Annotated in this window: 14 protein-coding genes; 4 read left to right on the forward strand and 10 right to left on the reverse strand. The window is 40.8% G+C overall.

The features are described from left to right. Window positions 1-42: 42 nt before the first annotated feature. The 9 genes from HLH18_RS07270 to HLH18_RS07310 all read right to left on the reverse strand — a co-directional run bounded on the left by HLH18_RS07270 (window position 43) and on the right by HLH18_RS07310 (window position 12,239). Complete coding sequence (locus HLH18_RS07270; RefSeq protein WP_171546300.1) at window positions 43-630, reverse strand: tetratricopeptide repeat protein; 588 nt, start codon at window positions 628-630, stop codon at window positions 43-45. Further along, window positions 627-1,220 carry a methionine biosynthesis protein MetW gene (gene metW / locus HLH18_RS07275; RefSeq protein ID WP_131287365.1) on the reverse strand — a complete coding sequence of 198 codons (594 nt, stop codon included), beginning with the start codon at window positions 1,218-1,220 and terminating at the stop codon, window positions 627-629. Before metW ends, HLH18_RS07270 begins: the two co-directional genes overlap by 4 nt. Then, a complete protein-coding gene (gene metX, locus HLH18_RS07280; RefSeq protein ID WP_171546301.1) occupies window positions 1,220-2,380 on the reverse strand; it encodes a homoserine O-succinyltransferase MetX in 1,161 nt (386 codons plus the stop codon). Before metX ends, metW begins: the two co-directional genes overlap by 1 nt. An 88-nt stretch (window positions 2,381-2,468) precedes the next feature. After that, on the reverse strand, window positions 2,469-4,166 hold the full coding sequence (gene leuA / locus HLH18_RS07285) for a 2-isopropylmalate synthase (RefSeq protein ID WP_171546302.1): 1,698 nt from the start codon (window positions 4,164-4,166) through the stop codon (window positions 2,469-2,471). A 258-nt stretch (window positions 4,167-4,424) separates the two neighbouring features. After that, window positions 4,425-5,537, reverse strand: coding sequence for an alpha-hydroxy acid oxidase (locus tag HLH18_RS07290; RefSeq protein ID WP_171546303.1), 1,113 nt, complete (start codon window positions 5,535-5,537; stop codon window positions 4,425-4,427). After that, on the reverse strand, window positions 5,534-6,217 hold the full coding sequence (locus tag HLH18_RS07295; protein WP_171546304.1) for a Fe2+-dependent dioxygenase: 684 nt from the start codon (window positions 6,215-6,217) through the stop codon (window positions 5,534-5,536). The genes HLH18_RS07290 and HLH18_RS07295 overlap by 4 nt, the downstream gene beginning before the upstream one ends. A 376-nt stretch (window positions 6,218-6,593) precedes the next feature. Then, window positions 6,594-8,831 carry a catecholate siderophore receptor Fiu gene (locus HLH18_RS07300; RefSeq protein WP_171546305.1) on the reverse strand — a complete coding sequence of 746 codons (2,238 nt, stop codon included), beginning with the start codon at window positions 8,829-8,831 and terminating at the stop codon, window positions 6,594-6,596. A 367-nt stretch (window positions 8,832-9,198) separates the two neighbouring features. Continuing rightward, the gene (locus HLH18_RS07305; RefSeq protein WP_171546306.1) at window positions 9,199-9,882 is read right to left on the reverse strand and encodes a Fe2+-dependent dioxygenase; all 684 of its coding nucleotides are present in this window, start codon (window positions 9,880-9,882) and stop codon (window positions 9,199-9,201) included. Window positions 9,883-9,989: 107 nt separating this feature from the next. Beyond that, a complete protein-coding gene (locus HLH18_RS07310; RefSeq protein WP_171546307.1) occupies window positions 9,990-12,239 on the reverse strand; it encodes a TonB-dependent receptor in 2,250 nt (749 codons plus the stop codon). Window positions 12,240-13,045: 806 nt separating this feature from the next. Between HLH18_RS07310 and tig the strand changes: the two genes are divergently transcribed. From tig to HLH18_RS07330, 4 genes are all read left to right on the forward strand, one after another. Continuing rightward, complete coding sequence (tig, locus tag HLH18_RS07315; RefSeq protein WP_171528140.1) at window positions 13,046-14,380, forward strand: trigger factor; 1,335 nt, start codon at window positions 13,046-13,048, stop codon at window positions 14,378-14,380. Window positions 14,381-14,572: 192 nt separating this feature from the next. After that, window positions 14,573-15,178, forward strand: coding sequence for an ATP-dependent Clp endopeptidase proteolytic subunit ClpP (gene clpP, locus HLH18_RS07320; protein ID WP_171546308.1), 606 nt, complete (start codon window positions 14,573-14,575; stop codon window positions 15,176-15,178). A gap of 27 nt (window positions 15,179-15,205) precedes the next feature. Beyond that, on the forward strand, window positions 15,206-16,516 hold the full coding sequence (gene clpX / locus HLH18_RS07325) for an ATP-dependent protease ATP-binding subunit ClpX (RefSeq protein ID WP_131287345.1): 1,311 nt from the start codon (window positions 15,206-15,208) through the stop codon (window positions 16,514-16,516). A 204-nt stretch (window positions 16,517-16,720) separates the two neighbouring features. Continuing rightward, window positions 16,721-17,434, forward strand: coding sequence for a DUF2846 domain-containing protein (locus HLH18_RS07330; protein ID WP_131287343.1), 714 nt, complete (start codon window positions 16,721-16,723; stop codon window positions 17,432-17,434). Between the two features lie 104 nt (window positions 17,435-17,538). Here the strand turns inward: HLH18_RS07330 and HLH18_RS07335 are convergent, their stop codons facing one another. Further along, on the reverse strand, window positions 17,539-19,065 hold the full coding sequence (locus HLH18_RS07335; protein WP_171546309.1) for a fumarate hydratase: 1,527 nt from the start codon (window positions 19,063-19,065) through the stop codon (window positions 17,539-17,541). Window positions 19,066-19,568 lie beyond the last annotated feature (503 nt).

Raw genomic sequence — 19,568 nt, forward strand, 5'->3', positions numbered from 1 at the left:
ATAAAAAAGCACCCGAAGGTGCTTTATAGAATCCATCAATGATTATTGAGCTTGAATCCATTTGTCGGCACGGTCACGGGCCATACGAATCTGTTCTTGGGTCAGGTTGGCAGCCAAAGCGGTCTTCTTGCCTTCAGACAGGGTAATAACTTTATTATCGAGCATGCCATCACGTGTAGAAAGCTCATACCATTGGTATGCACCGATGTAATTTTTCTTTTGCTCTTCCATCATCGCAAGATTAAAGCTGGCACGGTTGTCACCATGGCTGGCTGCTTTTTCAAAGTATTTACGTGCTAAGGTTTCGTCTTTTTTGGTGCCAAGACCATCCGCCAGCATACGACCGACATTCAATTGTGCAGCAGTCAGACCTTGATCGGCAGCTGCTTTGTACCAGGTAAAAGCCTGCTGTTGATCTTTTTGAATATCTTTGCCGAGTTGATATTTGGTCGCCAAATAAAACTGTGCAGCGGCTTGACCTGATTTTGCTGATTTAATCAGGCTATTAATATCCATAACAGAATATTGTGCAGCTTGACTGGAAATAGAGGGTGCAGGTGCAACATAATCTGCATGGGCTTGAAGGCTGAAAAGTCCAACTAATAGTGTGCTTAATAATATTTTTTTCATAGTGCGCTCACTCTATAAATAGCGACTTCACCAAACAGATTCGGGATATGTTTACTGAGTAAACTACCTTGCTGATCCCCATTCACGGCGAGTCGGTTAATAATCCGGATATCGTTTTCCGCACAAAGTGCTTCAAAATCACGGAAAGTACATAAATGGATATTAGGCGTGTTATACCACATATACGGTAAAGCATTTGAAACAGGCATCATTCCTTTTAAAGCCAAGAAAGAACGCGTCTTCCAATGGGCAAAGTTAGGAAAGGTAATAATCGCTTGTTTCCCTACACGCACCATATCACGCAATAATACGTCTGGTGCATCTACTGCTTGCAAAGCCTGTGCCATCACAACATAGTCAAAGGACTGGTCTGCAAAGCGGCTTAAACCGAGGTTCAAGTCTTGTTGAATAATATTTAACCCTCGACTGACCGCAATTGCAATCTTTTCCTGATCAATTTCCAATCCATATGCACGAATATTGTGCTTTTTTCCCATATGAGCCAGCAGTTCACCATCGCCACAACCTAAATCGAGTACGCTTGAATCAGGTTTAATCCATGTTTCTGCAAGTTGATGATCGATACGCATTACACAGTCTCCTGAGGTGTTGCTTCAAGGTGTTCTGCGCCACCTAAAAATGCACGTAATGATTTAACGTAAAGCGGAATAGGGAACAGGAACGAGTCATGACCTTGTTCTGCATCAATATCAACATAGCTAACCGGTTTATGATTGGTAATCAGTGCATCCACAATTTCTTGTGAACGCTTCGGTGTAAAACGCCAATCGGTGGTGAATGAAACCACCAGAAAACGGCATTTGGTATTCGACATGGCCTTGACTAGGGATTGTTCATACTCACGTGCCGGGTCAAAGTAGTCCAGTGCCTTGGTCATAATCAGGTAAGTGTTGGCATCAAAGTTACGGCTGAATTGTTCACCCTGATAACGCAAATAACTTTCCACCTGAAATTCAACGTCAAAACCATACATAAATTTGCCCGACTTCAAGTCACGGCCAAATTTCTGTTTCATGGCTTCTTCAGACAAATAAGTAATATGACCGACCATACGTGCCAAAATCAGGCCACGTTTCGGATAGCTGTCATTTTCCAAATAACGGCCGTTATGGAAATCTGGATCCGACAAAATCGACTGACGCGCCACTTCGTTAAAGGCAATATTCTGTGCAGACAGTTTTGGTGCACTGGCAATAATCACACAATTTTTTAAACGATCGGGATAGTCCACCGACCATTGCAAAGCCTGCATGCCACCCAGTGAACCACCAATAATCGAGTACCAGACATCAATGCCTAAACGGTCAGACAGCATGGCTTGGGTTTTGACCCAGTCACGAACGGTAACTAAGGGAAAGTCTGGACCATAAGGGCGGTTGTCATTTTCAGGATTTGGCGATATTGGACCCGTTGAGCCACTGCAACCACCAATGTTGTTGAGGGCAACAACAAAGAATTTAGAGGTATCAATCGCTTTGCCCGGACCAATACAGGCATCCCACCAGCCTGGCTTTTTATCATCTTCGTGATGATAGCCTGCTGCATGATGATGACCCGACAACGCATGGCAAATCAGAATCGCATTGGATTTATCTGCATTGAGTGTACCGTAGGTTTCAACCATGATTTCGAAACGTGGGAGAATGCGACCACATTCAAGCTCTAACGGCTCTTCGAATGAGAACTTTTGTGGGGTAACTAGACCCACTGAGTCAGCTGGAAAAGACACAGGAAATTTTCGCCTTAAATCTTTAGGATGAATAACAAAAGGATACCACTTGAGGGTATCCTTTCTAAAGTTTTTTATTTGATATCGTTTATACGGCGGCAGCAACGACCTGATCGGTACTTAATACACCTTGTTCGATCAAACGGTTGGTACAGGCAATGATTGCTTCGATTGAAGCAGTCACAATGTTGTCGTGAACACCTGCACCGAATGCAGATTTACCTGTGCCTTTCACTTGAAGCTCAATTAAAGCCAAGGCTTTGGCGTGAGCACCCGAACTAATGCTACGTTCTTCATAGTTCAACACGTCAATTGGTAATTGTAATGCATTCAAGATGGCAGAAATCGGACCGTTACCTTCACCACGTAAGTGTTGATTTTCACCGTTAATTTCGATATCTAACTCAATCACCTGATTGCCATTGTCATCAGACAATCTGTAGTTTTTCGCAGAGTAATGAGCGTCTTTGATTGCAACATAATTCTGTTTGAACAAAGCCCAGATATCTTGTGCTGAAATTTCTTTCGCCTGTTCATCCGTGACTTGCTGAACCGCTTGTGAGAATTCAATTTGCAAGCGACGCGGCAACACCACGTTGTAGTTCGATTCCAACAAGTAAGAAATACCGCCTTTACCTGACTGTGAATTGACACGAATCACGGCATCGTAGTCACGACCTAAATCTTTAGGGTCGATTGGCAAGTAAGGCATATCCCACATTTCTTGGTTCTTCTGGAACTCGAAACCTTTCTTGATCGCATCTTGATGCGAACCAGAGAATGCGGTGAACACCAAGTCGCCTGCATACGGATGACGTGGGTGAACGGGCAAGCCAGTGCATTCTTCAACAGTGGCAATAATTTCATTGATATTGGAGAAATCCAAGTTTGGTGCAACACCTTGGGTGTACATGTTCAAGGCAATTGCTGCAACATCCACGTTACCGGTACGTTCGCCATTACCAAACACACAGCCTTCGACTCGGTCAGCACCGGCCATAATCGCCAATTCAGAAGCTGCGATCCCACAACCACGGTCATTGTGGCAGTGCACAGAAATAATTACGCCATCACGACGCTCGATATTGCGATGCATCCATTCCACTTGGTCGGCATAGACGTTTGGTGTCGACACTTCCACCGTAGCCGGCAAGTTCAAGATCACTTTATTTGTCGGTGATGCTTCCCAAACTTCAGTTACTGCATCACAGGCCGCTTTTGCCACTTCTAATTCAGTCGCAGAGAAACATTCCGGGCTGTACTGAAAAATAAATTCGGTTTCAGGATATTGCGCTGCATATTCTTTCACTTTTGTCGCAGCATTTACTGCTAACTGTTTTGCACCGGCAACATCAACATTCAAGACTTTTTGACGGAAAGTCGGTGAGTTTGAATTGTAGATATGCACGATCGCGCGTTTTGCACCAATCAACGATTCAAAAGTACGTTGAATCAAGTGATCACGTGCCTGAACCAAAACTTCGATGTAAACGTCATCTGGAATATGATTTTCTTCAATCAATTTACGCGTGAAATCAAAGTCAATTTGCGATGCAGAAGGGAAACCAATTTCAATATGCTTAAAGCCAATTTTCACCAACATCTGGAACATTTTAAATTTCTGTTCCATATCCATCGGTTCGAAAATCGCTTGGTTACCGTCACGAAGGTCGGTGCTCATCCACATTGGCGCTTTGTTAATTTCGTTATTTGGCCATTGGCGGTCTGGCAAGTCTACACGTTGGTACATGCGACGATATTTTTTACTTGGATCAGCCAACATCATGAGGTAACTCCTTGTGTAGCATGTATTGCTTTTAATCGTGGATAACGGCAACGTACTACGAATATAGATTGTGTCTATTCTAACCATTTACAAGCGCTGCTTCGGGTACTTTAGTCGAAAGTCGTAAAATATTGATAAATTATTACGACTTAGCTTTATCGCAGCACTTGCAAATCTATAACTAAATATTAATCCACTTATTCCGAAAATAAATTTCTATTTTTGCGTTTACAGCAGATTTATAGAAAATATTTTCCTTTAATTTGATTTTTTGTGAAAAATATAGTCGGAAGTGATCTCATTTAATGTCGCAGTTCCCGCTAAAGCCATTGTAATCTCAAATTCTTCCTTTAAAATTTTAAGCACATGGGCAACCCCTAAAGCACCTGCCACGGCTAAACCATGAATATAGGGACGACCAATACAGACCGCTGAAGCACCTAAAGCCAGCGCTTTAAAAACATCGCTTCCACGACGAATTCCACCATCGACAATTAAAGGGAAATCCTGAGGAACCACTGCTTTAATACGCTGCAGGGCGGTGAGGGGTGAAATGCAGCTATCTAAAACCCGCCCACCGTGATTGGAAATAATCAATCCTTGAACACCGTATTGAATCGCAATTTCTGCATCTTTGGGATGAACAACCCCTTTTAAAATCACAGGGAGTGAGGTGTTCTTGATCAGCCATTGGATATCGTCCCATTTCGGAGCAATCTGCATTAAGCCATTAAATACCGGATGTTGATCTTTACCAATTTCAGGCAGGGGAAGATGCGCAGGCGTATGCGGATGGTGCATACCTTCGGGTAACTGGAAAAATACCCGACGTTCACGATCCCGAATACCGGTATGCGGTGAATCGACGGTAATGACCAAAGCTTTAAAGTTGTGCTGCTCTGCCAGTTTCACTAGGGCAAGCGATTTTTCCCGGTCACCCTGCCAATAGAGTTGAAACCATTTGTAAGGATCTTCAGCTTTGAGGCTACGCATATCGGTATTGCTGAAAGTACTCAAAATCAGGTTGCTCTGTAGTACTTCAGCCGCTAAAGCCGTCGCCAGTTCAGCATCGGCATGAAACAGTTGTTGATGACCAATCGGTGCCAAAAAAATTGGATGTGGAAAGGTTTGTCCCAAAATTTCACATACGGTATTGCCTTGAGTCAGGTCATTTAAATGTCTAGGAATCAGCTGGATTTTTTTAAACTGATCCAGGTTTTCCTGAAGGCTGACTTCATCCATGGCACCGCCTTGTAAGTAATGCCAGGTACTTTCTGGAAGGTGCTTTTCAGCTTGTCGTTCATAATCGGCAAGGGTTTGCAAATGTGCTGGAATTTGGCTGAATGGGTCAAGCGGTGTCACTGGTTTCATAAATCGCCCCATTGGCGCAATAAATTATGATAATGGCTAGTTAAACTGATAATTTCTTCTGAATCGCCCACTTGTAGTCGTAGTTTCATAATAGTCATATCTAAGTTAAATAGCATACTGCGTTGCCAGTCATCTTTGACCATGCTTTGTAACCAGGTAAATGCTGCAATCCGTTTACCGTGCGTTACTGGTTCCACTCGATGCAAACTTGTAGCAGGGTAGAGAATGGCATCACCTGCATCCAGTTTTACTTCATGGCTGCCATAATGATCTTCAATAATCAGTTCACCACCTTCATATTCATCCGGTTCAGATAAAAACAGGGTGATCGAAACATCGGTACGAATTGCATGTCCTGTCGCATCTGAATATTGCACCGCACTGTCGACATGATTGCCATAATTGCCCTCATCTTGATAGCAGTTAAACAAAGGCGAGAGTATGTGTTTGGGCAGTGCCGCAGATTTGACCTGAGCATTTCTTTGTAAGGCTTGCAAGATCTTGGGAGATAGGGATTGATAGATAATACTGTTCACATCGATTTGCAGATTATTTTTTATTTTTTGAGCCTGAAAGCCTGCGCTTTGCTGACCCTGAATCCAGGCATGACTCGCATCCAGTTGCTGGCGTAATTCAGTGACCTGCTGTTTGGTTAAAATTTCAGGAATATGTAACATCATCAGCTTTATCTGCATCCCTTGAATGAGGTGGACTCAAAAATAAATCATGTAGTGCATAGGGTCTGTTGATACTTCATAAATGATTTGCGCTGTAGGCTAAAATTGAGCAGATGAGGCATGAAACGTATAGAATAGCGAGACTATTATCAAGTTTCAAAACGAAATCTGAGATAATTTTAGCCACAGCCCTACGGGACAAGCATATTTTTTGCTGCTATATCGTTATGAAGTAGTCATTTAGAATGACTAAATTTCCTACTCCATGCCTCATATCAGCTAAAAAATATGCGTCGTCGCAAACATAGAGGAAGTGTCAACAGACCCTAGCTCTAACACACTACATTTATACTCAATCTGCTCAGACTTGGCGAATGGCTTAAAATTTATAATTAAAGGTCAATGCTGCTGAACGTGGTTGACCCAATACCACACGACCGCCACCATTGTTTAGGGTGCTGATATATTCTTTATCTGCCAGATTATAGACATTTAGGTTTACAGAGGCATTTTTATTGAAGGTATAACCGGCCATGGCGTCAAATACCACATAGCTCGGAATACTTGGCATATTCGCCGCTGCCGTGCTGTCGGTAATCACACGTTTTTGTTCATCTACATAGCGTGCGCCCAGACCCAGTTTAAAACCGGCAATATCATAAGTAGACCATAGGCTTGCAGTCCATTCTGGTGACCAGCGTACGTTATTGGTATGGGTAATTGCTCCGGTGGTGGCATTAACACTTAACTGGTCTTCTTGCTCGGTTTTCATATGGGCAACACCCGCAGAGACATTCCATGCATCAGTGATTTTACCTACAGCACTGAGTTCTACACCTTTGACGGTTGTTTTACCTTCCTGAATGGATTCTCTGGTAATCGCATCCTGAGTAAACTGGTTTTCATTTTCAGTGTAATAGGCTGCAGCATTGATCGCCAATTGATCATTGAGCAGATCCCACTTTGTTCCAACTTCATAGTGGTTGGTTTCCTGTGGTTTTGCAGCTGCACTGTTAATTCCTTCTGCTGAAAGGTTAAAGTTGGCACTTCCGGGAGGGGTCAGAGATTTGGCATAAGAGGCATACACACTGCTGTAAGCAGTAGGTTTATATAGCCCCCCGAGTTTCCAGCTGACTAAAGTATCGTGTGCAGCAAAACTGGCAGGTACTAAGCTGCTGCTGCCTGATGGCAGGGTTAAAGCATCATATTCAGTGTCATAATAATCGACCCGCACCCCACCATTCAGCTGGAAACGTTCACCAAATTTGAGCGTATCAAATAAATACGCTGCGGCAGTATCTGTTTCGCCATTGGTATAACCACCTGTATAAACTAAGCTTGGTAGCACTTGGTTACGATCAGGATTATATAAGTTAGCTGCAGTCGGAGTAACAGTGGTTTGCCCCGGCATTTGCGTAGCTAGGGTTTTGTTATGTTGCTGTTCTTTTAGAAATTCCAGACCTGCAACCACATCATGTTCAATAGCACCGGTTTTTAAATTTAAATTTAAAGTAGTCTGGTTGGCAAGAATCTTATTTTCCTGATCTACCCCTTGGCGAGAGCGGCTCACTGTCCAGTTATTCGGATTGGTCGAACCGTTGGTACTCAGGCTATTAATCCCGGTTAATATCCGTTGCATGTTGGTTTTACCTGCACGGGTGATATTGGTCAGTTTCAGGTTTTCTGCCAAATCACTTTCGATTTTTGCAGTGAACATGTCTGCGTCGACATCTTCATAATCATTCACATGACCATAATAATTTTCACGGTTGACTTTAGGTGCTGAAGCTAAAGCTGAATCTGCATTGTAAAAACCTTCCATGCCGACAGTCGGAATACCGCCATCTGGAATATTACGTTGACGAATATGCTGTGAGTAGAGATACAGACGCGTATTGCTATCTAGACCGAAAGCAATTGAAGGGGCAATGGCCCAGCTATTGTTTTCAATAAAATCCCGACCTTCAACACCGCCGTCTTGTCCCATCGCATTTAAACGAAAAGCAATGCCATCATTAATCATCTGGTTAATGTCAGCAGTCAGGCGTGCATGTTCCGCCGTGTTATAAGTTGTAGAAACTTCACGACTATTTTCTGCATGAGGCAGTTTTGTGGCCAAGTTAATATAACCCGATGCCGATCCACGTCCTGCTTCTGCGCCAGAAGGGCCTTTGACCACTTCAATCTGTTCCAGGTTAAAGACATCACGAGTGACGGCACCCAAATCGCGAATACCGTCGACATAGGTAGAGGTTTGTGTAGAAAAACCGCGCATTTGAAAGGCATCGCCGGCACTGGTATTGCCATTTTCACCTAGTTGCAGGGTAATTCCCGGCGTATTTCTTAAGGCTTCAACTAGGGAGGTTGCACCTTGTTCTTTTAATAATTCTTTTTTAATCACTGAAACGGTTTGCGGGGTATCTACCAGAGGTTGAGTGTATTTGGGCGAACTCACCTTATCCGCTTTATATTTATTTTCTGCATCTGACTTTACTGTAATGGTTGGAAGCTGAGTGACACCTTGTGTATTTGCTGCATGAGCCATGAGAGGGAGAGATGCGGCTAAAGCAACCAGTTGCGCATTTCGATTATGTTTACGGCTTTTAATCTGTGCCATGGTGGCTAATCCCTAATATCGTATATGACAGAATTCCATTACTGCCTTGCCACTTTTAAAGTCGGCAAAATAGCAGCAAAAGTGGAGATATTGTTATGGCCTGTAACAATTGATACGAATTATAATGATAATTATTATCATTAGCAATAGTGGTGGTAAGTATTTAATTATCATGAAAATGGTTTGGAATATGACTTAACTCAAGCTTGTTCATTAGATAAAGCATTCATGCTCAAAGGGAAAACGATACGATGACAGTCAAATCTGGCTCACAGATAAAACGGATATTCTTATATTTATAAGTCATTGACTAGGCTAGCCGATATAAAGTCTCGGCCGCCCATTTAATTTTTGGGGGTTAAAATAATTACAGTTCAGCCCATTTACGCATTAAATTATGATAAAGATTGGTCAGCTTGATCACTTCATCATGCTGATCACTCAACTGCATACGCAGGTTCTGAATACTTTGATCAAGATTGAAGAGCATATGACGTTCAGCTTCATCACGAACCATGCTTTGTACCCAAAAGAATGATGCTATACGGCAACCTGAGGTTACTGGCGTTACTTCATGCAAACTGGTTGAAGGGTAGAGAATCATGTCGCCTGCAGGAAGTTTGACCTCATGGTAGCCATAAGTATCTTCTACCACTAAGTCCCCACCTTCATATTCATCTGGTTCACTTAAAAAAACCGTACAGGATAAATCTGTTCTTAAGCGTTCATTGGTTCCACGAATTCTGCGAATCGAATTGTCGACATGAAAACCGAAGGCTTCATTATTTTCATAACGGTTAAACAGGGGAGGAATGATATCTAAAGGAATGGCGGCAGACAGAAATAAAGGATGTTGTCCTAATGATTCTAAAATAATGGTGCTTAAATGATGGGTTAGCGGAAGATCTTCCGGAAGTTGTTGATTTTGTTTGACTGTGGCTGAAAGTGTACCCGCAGTGACTTTACCATTGACCCATTCAATTTTATTCATTTCTTCACGAAAATATTGAACTTGTTCTTTAGTCAGGACGTTAGGAATATGATGGATCACGGCAATACACCTTTGGAAGAATGAATTCTTTTAGCTATAAAAATAGCCTCATTATTATGAGGCTATTTTAGATTAAAACCATAATTAATTTATGGTTTTAATTGAACTTAGTATTTGAAGTTTAGCGATAATACTGCGCTACGACCTTCTGCTTCAGTTGCATAATGTGATGAATATGCTTTAGTGAAATAGCGTTCATCAGACAGGTTGTTGACATTCAACTGCAGGTCAACATTTTTGTTGACGTTGTAACGCGCCATGGCATCGTAACGTACATAACCTGGAACATATTTGGTGTTAGCAGCATCGCCATAGACTTTATCCATAGCAGTTGCACCAGCGCCTAAAGTTAATTGCGGTAATACTTGGCAAGTTGTCCAAAGTGTTGCTGAGTTTTTCGCGACGTTTTGAACTTGTTTGCCATCATTCGTACCAGTACCATCATCGACAATTTCACTGTCTAGATAAGTATAACCCGCAGAAACCGCCCATTTATCAGTGATGTTACCGCTTGCGCCAAGCTCAAGACCATCTACGCGAGTTTCACCAATATTTCGTGTAAAACCATCAGTATCAACAGCTCGTGTATTGGTTTTTTCAGTACGGAAAATAGCAGCTGTTAAGTTTAATTTATCATTAAATAAATCCCACTTTGTGCCAAGTTCCATGGTGCGAACTTCCTCTGGTTTGAGGTTGTTTATTACTTGAGCTTGTGCTTCAGTCGTATTACGTCCAGGAACAGAAAGTCCTTCTGAGCCATCAGCAGCATCCACCCCAACTGGGTTGGATGAAGTTGCGTAGCTTGCATAGATAGAACCGTTTTCTAATGGTTTATACGTTACACCCGCTTGGTAATTAAAGAAATCGCTGTCATTTGCATATTTTGTGCCTGTAGCATGAATATCTTGCTCAGTTTCAAATTTATCCCAACGCACACCCAGGTCTAATAACCATTTAGGTGTAAGTTCAATATTATCTAGAACATACACAGAAGTACTTTCAGTTTCAGTTGTGCTGGCTTTTGGTGCGGCTGCGATTGAACCTAACCAAGGATCTTTTGAATTAGGGTTGTAGGCACTTGTACACCAATAGTTTGAAGTTACATTGGTGAATGTACTACATGCTTTATTTGCACTCAAATTAGCTGGAAGAGTTGAGGTTGCTGCTTGACCTAAATCCGTTAGTAAATAACTTCCTTTCTCAGATTCCTGTTTCGAATATTCTGCACCAATATTAAAGCTATGTTTTAGAGTACCGGTATTAAATTTACCTGTTAATGCAAGTTGATCGCTAAATGTATCAGTATCCGTAATACGGGTATTTGCACGACGAACTACTTGACCGTTAGCAATATTTAATTTTGAGTCATCTGGCTGTGTCCAGACATAATCATTTTTAGAGTTGCCATAAACAGCTGTGTTGCTAATCGTTAAATTGTCAGTTAGATCATGTTCTAACTTAAATGTACCAATTTGATTTTCCTGTTTCTGGAAATCACGGTCTAACCAACCATAGTAAATACCTTGTTTGGCATGTAAAGGCTTACCAATAGCAGCGGAACCATTCCAATAGGGAACACCCGAATCTGGTGTATCGTCAGATTTTAAGTAATAGTAGCTTAAAGTTGCACGAGTCGCTGTGTCCAAACCAAAAGTAATACTTGGCGCGATACCAGCACGTGCGTATTCAGTACCATCCGCCTGGCCGGCTTTTTCATTTTTGTGACCCAATACTGCAACACGGGCTGCAATACCATTACCAAAATCTTTGTTGCCATCTAAGGTAATACGTTGGTAATTGTCTGTACCTGCGCCAACAGAACCTTCTAAGAAGTCACCTTGTTTCGCAACTTTAGAAATCATGTTGATACTACCACCAGTGGTTCCCGCACCACCCATTGCAGAGGCAGAACCTTTAGTGACTTCAACCTGTTCTACAGCAAACATTTCACGGTTTTGTGAAGTTGCGCTACGCACACCATCCACATACATTGAACTTTCAGAGTTATAACCACGAATAAATGGACGGTCGCCATTTGGGTTACCACCTTCACCTGCACCTAAAGTAATACCAGGCACAGTACGCAAAGCATCGCTTAAAGTTGTTACTTGAGTATCTGCAATCAGTTGTTTAGAAATGATAGAAACTGATTTAGGTGTATCCAGCAGCGGAGCAACGAACTTCGTGTTTGCAGATTTATCTACTTTTAAACCCTGAGTTGTTTCTACTTCTGCTTGAGTACGAATAGTATCAAGTTGAGTCACTTGATCTTGTGCAATTGCATTCCCTGCCATGACTGAAAGTGATGACACAATCGCAGAAGATACGATTTTTTTGCGTGTTTTTATGAAGGCCATTTCTAACTCAAAAGGTGAACTGTGAAAATGTATGAGAATAATAATGATTCTTATTTTGTATAACTATTAATTTTGATTGTGGTTTACGATCATTATTCTTGTATTGATTTTTTTATTAAATAAAAGAATATAGTAATATGGATTTAAGTTTTTGATTTTATTTGTATATCTATAAAATCATTTAATGTGTAATTTTTGATTGTGAATTTTAATCATACTCATATTAAGAATTTTTTAAGCAATTTGTGATGTCGAACCGTTAATTTGATGTTACATCGTGTTTCTTATATGGAGTAGGTTGTATTCATTATCAATGCACGATTTTCACTCGAGTCGAAGCGCTACTAAACTTTGTTCGCGATCTCTTGTAATGAACTTATACAAAGTTCATCCGTGTTTGTTTTGGGTGATAAAGGTTATGAACCGGATTTAAACAGCGAGTATTGGTGCGTTATAAATTTTGTAATGCAATTAAAAAAGTGATCTTCAGTGATTGAGATTGTTACAAGTTGAAGCACGTTTTTTATTGGCAGTTACAAAGAGTGATGCAACTCTAAGTTAGGATGCACGAACTCAATCAGCTCTAAGTACTCAAAATTAAGAAAATTTACGCTTTTAGCGAAAGAGCATACAAAATGAGCGTATTTGTCAGATAAAGTGTTAGGAAATTGAAATAAAAACGGATTTTTATCAGAAGAAAGCTTAAAATTTAATGGTTAAATCATCCTGTTTTGTATATCTTCCAATGTTGTCATATAATATGGCACTTTCAAAATTGCAATTACTATTTCTATATCGAGGAAGCCATGCAAGTAACTTCTGAAGCGGTTTCGGGCGTTGCCCGTCGTTTAAATGTATCTGTACCGACGAGCCGTGTGAACGAGCAATTTGAAGCTCGTTTAAAACGCACTGCTAAAACTGTGAAGATCAACGGCTTCCGTCCAGGTAAAGTGCCTTTAAATGTTGTACGTCGTGAATATGGCGCAGGCATTTATCAAGAAGTTGTGAACGATGTAATTCGTGACACAGTATTCGAAGCAATTCAGCAAGAAAAAATCAATGCTGTTGGCATGCCAAACATTGATAAAGTTGAAAACAAAGAAGACGCTCTTGTTTATCAAGCAACTGTAGAAGTTTATCCAGAAGTTGAAGTGAAAGCTTTTGATGCTTTGGAAGTTGAACGTAAAACAACTGAAGTTAACGACAAAGACGTTGACCAAATGATTGAAAACCTTCAAAAACAACGTCAAACTTGGGCTGAAACCAAAGGCATGGCTAAAAAAGACATGCAAGTAACTTTCGATTTCGAAGGTACTGTTGACGGTGAGAAGTTTGAAGGCGGTACTGCTGAAGACTTTAAACTTGTTTTAGGTTCTGGTCGTATGATTCCTGGCTTCGAAGACGGTATCGTTGGTATGAAGAAAGGCGAAGAGAAAGTTATTGATGTAACTTTCCCTGAAGACTACCAAGCTGAAAACCTTGCTGGTAAAGCTGCACAGTTCAAAATCACTGTTAAGCAAGTTGAAAAACCAAAACTTCCAGAAATTGATGCTGAATTCTTAAAAATCTTTGGTTTGACTGAAGAAGAAGGCGTTGAAAAATTAAAAGCTGACGTTCGCAAAAACATGGATCGTGAAGTGAAAAACGGTCTTCGTAACCAAGTTAAAGCTGCGACTTTTGACGCGCTTGTAGCTGCAAACGAAGTTGAAGTTCCTGAGTCTATGTTGGCTCAAGAAATTGACCGTCAACGTCAACAAATGATTCAGCAATTCACTCAACAGTTTGGTGCTCAAGGTGCGCAAGCATTTGACAGCAGCATGCTTCCAGATGACTTGTTCAAAGAACAAGCTGAGAAAGCAGTTAAATTAGGTGTGTTGGTAAGCAAAGTTTTAGCTGATGCTAAAATCGAAGTTGATCCTGCTCGTGTTGAAGCTTACATCAATGACATGGCTTCTTCTTATGAAGATCCTACAGAAGTTATTGAATACTTCAACAATGACAAACAACAACGTGCTCAAATCGAAGCTGTTGTGTTAGAAGATCAAATCGTTGATCACATTTTAGCGTCTGCTAAAGTGACTGATAAAGCTGTAAGCTATGAAGAATTGTTGAAAGAGCAACAAGCTCGTCAACAAGGCTAAGTTTAGCTGATTAAAAAAAGGCGCATCATGCGCCTTTTTTTATGTATTGGCTTATATTGAACGTGTCCTGAATTAACAAAGCTTATGCAAAAAATATCTGTTATTTAATTGGGAATATTTTGCAATTTAGACAATTATCCCTCATATTGTGACTATGAGTTGAGTAACAAAAAATTTAGGAATAAATAACGTATGTATGTTCCAACAATTGATAACGCTTTAGTGCCAATGGTCGTAGAACAGTCTTCTCGTGGTGAGCGTTCTTTTGATATTTATTCACGCCTTTTGCGTGAGCGTGTAATTTTTTTAACAGGTGAAGTTGAAGACAACATGGCCAACTTAATTGTTGCGCAAATGTTGTTTTTAGAAGCAGAGAACCCAGATAAAGATATACACCTCTATATTAATTCACCAGGTGGTTCGGTGACTGCAGGTATGGCCATTTATGACACCATGCAGTTTATTAAACCCGATGTAGTGACTTATTGTATGGGTCAAGCGGCATCTATGGGTGCGTTCTTGTTGAATGCCGGTGCGAAAGGTAAGCGTTATTGCTTGGAAAATGCCCGTGTGATGATTCACCAGCCACTCGGTGGTTTCCGTGGTCAAGCATCGGATATTGAAATTCACGCACGTGAAATTCTATTCATTAAAGAACGTTTAAACCGTTTAATGGCAGAGCATAGTAGTCAAGACTATGAAACTGTTGCAAGAGATACTGACCGTGACAACTTTATGACAGCCCAGGCTGCTAAAGAATACGGTCTCGTGGATGAAGTGTTAAGTAAACGTCCATAATTTTCAGATTTTAATATTGGAGTGAATATGTCCGAACATCCTCAAGGACAAAAGCATTGTTCATTTTGCGGTAAAACGCAGTCTGAAGTCGGGAAACTGATTGCAGGTGAGGACGCTTACATCTGTAATGAGTGTGTGGACGTATGCTTAGATTTAGTCCAGACCAGTCAGCAAGTCGAATCTGGTGATTGGGCAACTAAACCTTTGCCAAAACCACATGAAATTCGTGCTGCGCTTGATCAATATGTTATTGGTCAAGATGTTGCGAAAAAAACGCTTTCAGTTGCGGTTTATAACCATTACAAACGTTTAAAAGTCACCAACTCAGGTCATAAACCTGATGATGCGGTAGAACTTGCGAAAAGTAATATTCTGCTGGTTGGACCAACAGGTTCAGGTAAAACCTTACTTGCTCAAACTTTAGCGCGTCTTCTCGATGTTCCATTTGCTATGGCAGATGCAACGACATTAACCGAAGCCGGTTATGTCGGTGAAGACGTTGAAAACATCGTACAGAAACTTCTTCAAAAAGCGGATTACGATGTAGAGAAAGCGCAAAAGGGTATTATCTATATCGATGAAATCGACAAGATTACCCGCAAGTCTGAAAACCCGTCGATTACCCGTGATGTATCGGGTGAAGGTGTACAGCAAGCATTATTGAAAATGATCGAAGGTACGGTTGCCTCAATTCCACCACAAGGTGGTCGTAAGCATCCGCAACAAGAGTTCATTCAAATTGATACCTCGAATATCTTGTTTATTTGTGGCGGTGCCTTCTCGGGTCTTGAGAAAATCGTCCAACAACGTCAAGAAAAAGGCGGTATTGGTTTCACTGCGGACGTGAAGAAAAAAGACGAAACTAAGAAATTGTCTGATTTATTCCGTCAAGTGGAAGCGAATGATTTGGTGAAATTTGGTTTAATTCCAGAATTCATTGGTCGTTTACCGGTGATTGCAACTTTGGAAGAGTTGGATGAAGAAGCACTGATGCAGATTCTGACTGAACCGAAAAATGCCTTAACACGCCAATACCAGTATTTATTCGGTATGGAAAATGTTGACCTTGTATTTGAAGATTCTGCATTGCGTGCTGTTGCCAAAAAAGCATTAGAACGTAATACAGGTGCACGTGGTCTGCGTTCAATCCTGGAAAATTCTTTACTTGAAACCATGTATGATTTACCAAGCCGTACCGATGTAGGGACTGTGGTCGTAACTGATGCGGTGATTAATGGTGAAGGAAAGCCAGAGTTAAAGGCAGAGCGTCAACCTAAAGCAGAGACTGAAGCTGCGCCTAAAGTAGATTTGAAAGTTGTAAATTCTAAATCTGCTTAATTCGCTATTCGTCTGAAACGTGCGGAAAACTTGTGTTTTCGCACGTTTTTTATTTCCAAAAATAAAACGCAATGTTAATCTCAAACACTAGGCGTGGATGCCTAAATAAGATCAACTAACTCAGATCAATGTCGCGATCAATATAGCGAAAAATTAAGTGTTTAATTGAGTACAAAAATAAAAAATACGCGGTGAGGGAAAATCATGCGTGGAGTCTGTATTGCGGTCTGTGCAAGCATTATTTTAATGGGGTGTCATGGCAAATCTGCTGTTGAACATGCCCAAGTAACATCAACCCTAAAACCTGTTGATTTTAACAGCAAGCCAGGCTTTATTGAGCAGCACCGTCTCGGTATGTTTACCATTGGTGCTTGGGTCAACCAAAAATTAGGCCAGCGTTTTCAGCCTGTACAAGCACAAAATGATCAAGCTGCCATTGTGTATATGTACCGTCCTGACAGTAAATGGAACCGTCAAGAAATTGTGGCATCCAGTCTTTTTATTAATAGTGAGCGCATTCCCAGTTTATTGAATAATCATTATTACTGGATTGAATTGCCGGCAGGAACCTATCGTTTATCGAGCAGTCGTCCTTTGGGTGCACAGCATTTTCAAAAGCCTAAATATTTAGATTTTACCGTGGAAGCTGGGCAATCCTATTTTATTAAATATGATGAAGAAAATTTAAGTACCCGTCGTGAAGTTTCGGGCCCATTGATGATGGTGCCTGAAAAAGCAGGCTTAAACGAAATTGCATTTACCCAGTTAAAGTCGGAAAGTTTTAACTTTGTGGCTCAAGATCAAAATACAGGTAAAATACGTAAAAAAGCTCAAAAGCTTAAACCGGCTAAATATGATCCTGCGGAAGATGTGCAACTGACCACACCATTTAAGTTGTGGAATCCAATGACCTGGTAAATACACATTTCTCAATTTGAAGCTGAAAATAAGTTTCGATTAAGTAAAACATTTATCTAGATTCAAAAAAAGCACCCATTCGGGTGCTTTTTTAGCTTGGAAAATTAAACCGCAGCAGCATCAACTACTGGAATTTTACCAATTTTCGCTTGCCAGATTTTTGGTGCAGTGGCATGAATAGAAGTACCATTCACGTCAACTGCTACAGATACAGGCATATCTTCAACTACAAATTTGTAGATTGCTTCCATACCTAAGTCCGCAAATGCAACCACTTCAGCTTGACGAACTGCTTTAGATACCAGGTAAGCAGCACCACCTACAGCCATCAAGTAAGTCGCTTTATTGTCTTTAATTGCTTCAATAGCAGTCGGACCACGATCCGCTTTACCAATCATACCGAACAAACCAGTATGTTCTAAAACTTGGCGTGTGAATTTGTCCATACGTGTAGCTGTTGTTGGACCTGCAGGACCAACAACTTCATCACCCACTGGATCAACAGGGCCAACGTAGTAAATGAATTTACCTTTAAGATCGACAGGTAATTCTTCACCATTGTTGATCATGTCAACCATACGTTTGTGCGCAGCATCACGACCGGTATAGATTGTACCGTTAAGAAGTAATGTGTCACCTGGTTGCCAAGAGTTCATTTCTTCTTGGGTGATGTTGTCTAGGTCAACACGTTTAGAGGTTGAAGAATCCCAAGTTACAGCAGGGTAGTCATCAAGTTTAGGTGCTTGAATGTGGGCAACACCAGAACCGTCTAACTGGAAGTGTGCATGACGGGTTGCAGCACAGTTCGGAATCATACCGACTGGTTTACCCGCAGCGTGACATGGGTAATCTTTGATTTTAATATCAAGAACTGTGGTTAAACCACCAAGACCCTGCGCACCAATACCCAAAGCATTTACTTTTTCGAAGATTTCGATACGGAGTTCTTCCATTTTGCTTTGTGGACCACGGCGAAGCAATTCGTCCATGTTTATTTCTTCCATCAATGCTTCTTTGGCAAGCATCATGGCTTTTTCAGCAGTACCACCAATACCTATACCCAGCATGCCAGGAGGACACCAGCCTGCACCCATGGTTGGAACAGTTTTAAGTACCCAATCCACAATTGAATCAGATGGATTCAACATCGCAAGTTTAGATTTGTTTTCTGAACCGCCACCCTTAGCAGCAACAGTAATGTCTACTTTGTTACCTGGTACGAGTTTGTAGTGGATCACCGCAGGTGTATTGTCTTTGGTATTTTTACGACCAAAAGCAGGATCAGCTAAAACTGATGCGCGAAGAATGTTCGAGTTTTCTAAATAACCCTGACGTACACCTTCGTTAATTGCATCGTCTAAGCTCATCGTTAAATCAAATTTAACGTCTAAACCCACTTCAAGAAATACGTTAACAATCCCGGTATCCTGGCAGATCGGGCGATGGCCTTCTGCACACATACGAGAGTTAATTAAGATTTGTGCAATAGCATCTTTTGCGGCTTTGTTCTCTTCACGATCATAAGCACGGCTCATCGCTTGGATGAAGTCTTGTGGATGATAGTAAGAAATGAACTGAAGCGCATCTTTTACCGATGTGATCAAGTCATCTTGCTTGATAATAGTTGTCATATCAAATATCTCTTGAGCGGGCTGTTAGCTAGCGGGCTAAATTATAAGATAAAAAGCAAGTTTTGTGGGCGTTTTGACTGCTTTTTGGCCAAAAGTTTAATAGCGAATTTCAACTCAATTTAACTGTCATTTTTGTGGGGTATTTCTGTCATAAATATGACAAAAGGCTGTCATATTTCAGTGGAAATATGTCATTTAAAGCAGCAATTAAAATATTAAGAATCTATTTTATATTTTAAATTATTGAAAATTATGAATTAATGTGATTATTTTAAGTTGTATTAAATATGACAATATTGTCATAAATTTGTCATAAAACTTTTACATAATGAGCTTATCAAATCTAGAATGTTATAAGTGTATGATTACTGCAGTAGTTTCAGTCGTTGGTTTCTCTTTATATATCGCAGCGACATGGTTTTACGGTCAAAAAGAAGATCAGGTCTAAGCTCTATCTTCTTTTTTTTTGCTTTAAATTTTATCAAAATAAAAACATTCTAAAT

Origin of the sequence: Acinetobacter sp. ANC 5414 (genome assembly GCF_013004295.1) — a bacterium.
Lineage (GTDB): Bacteria > Pseudomonadota > Gammaproteobacteria > Pseudomonadales > Moraxellaceae > Acinetobacter.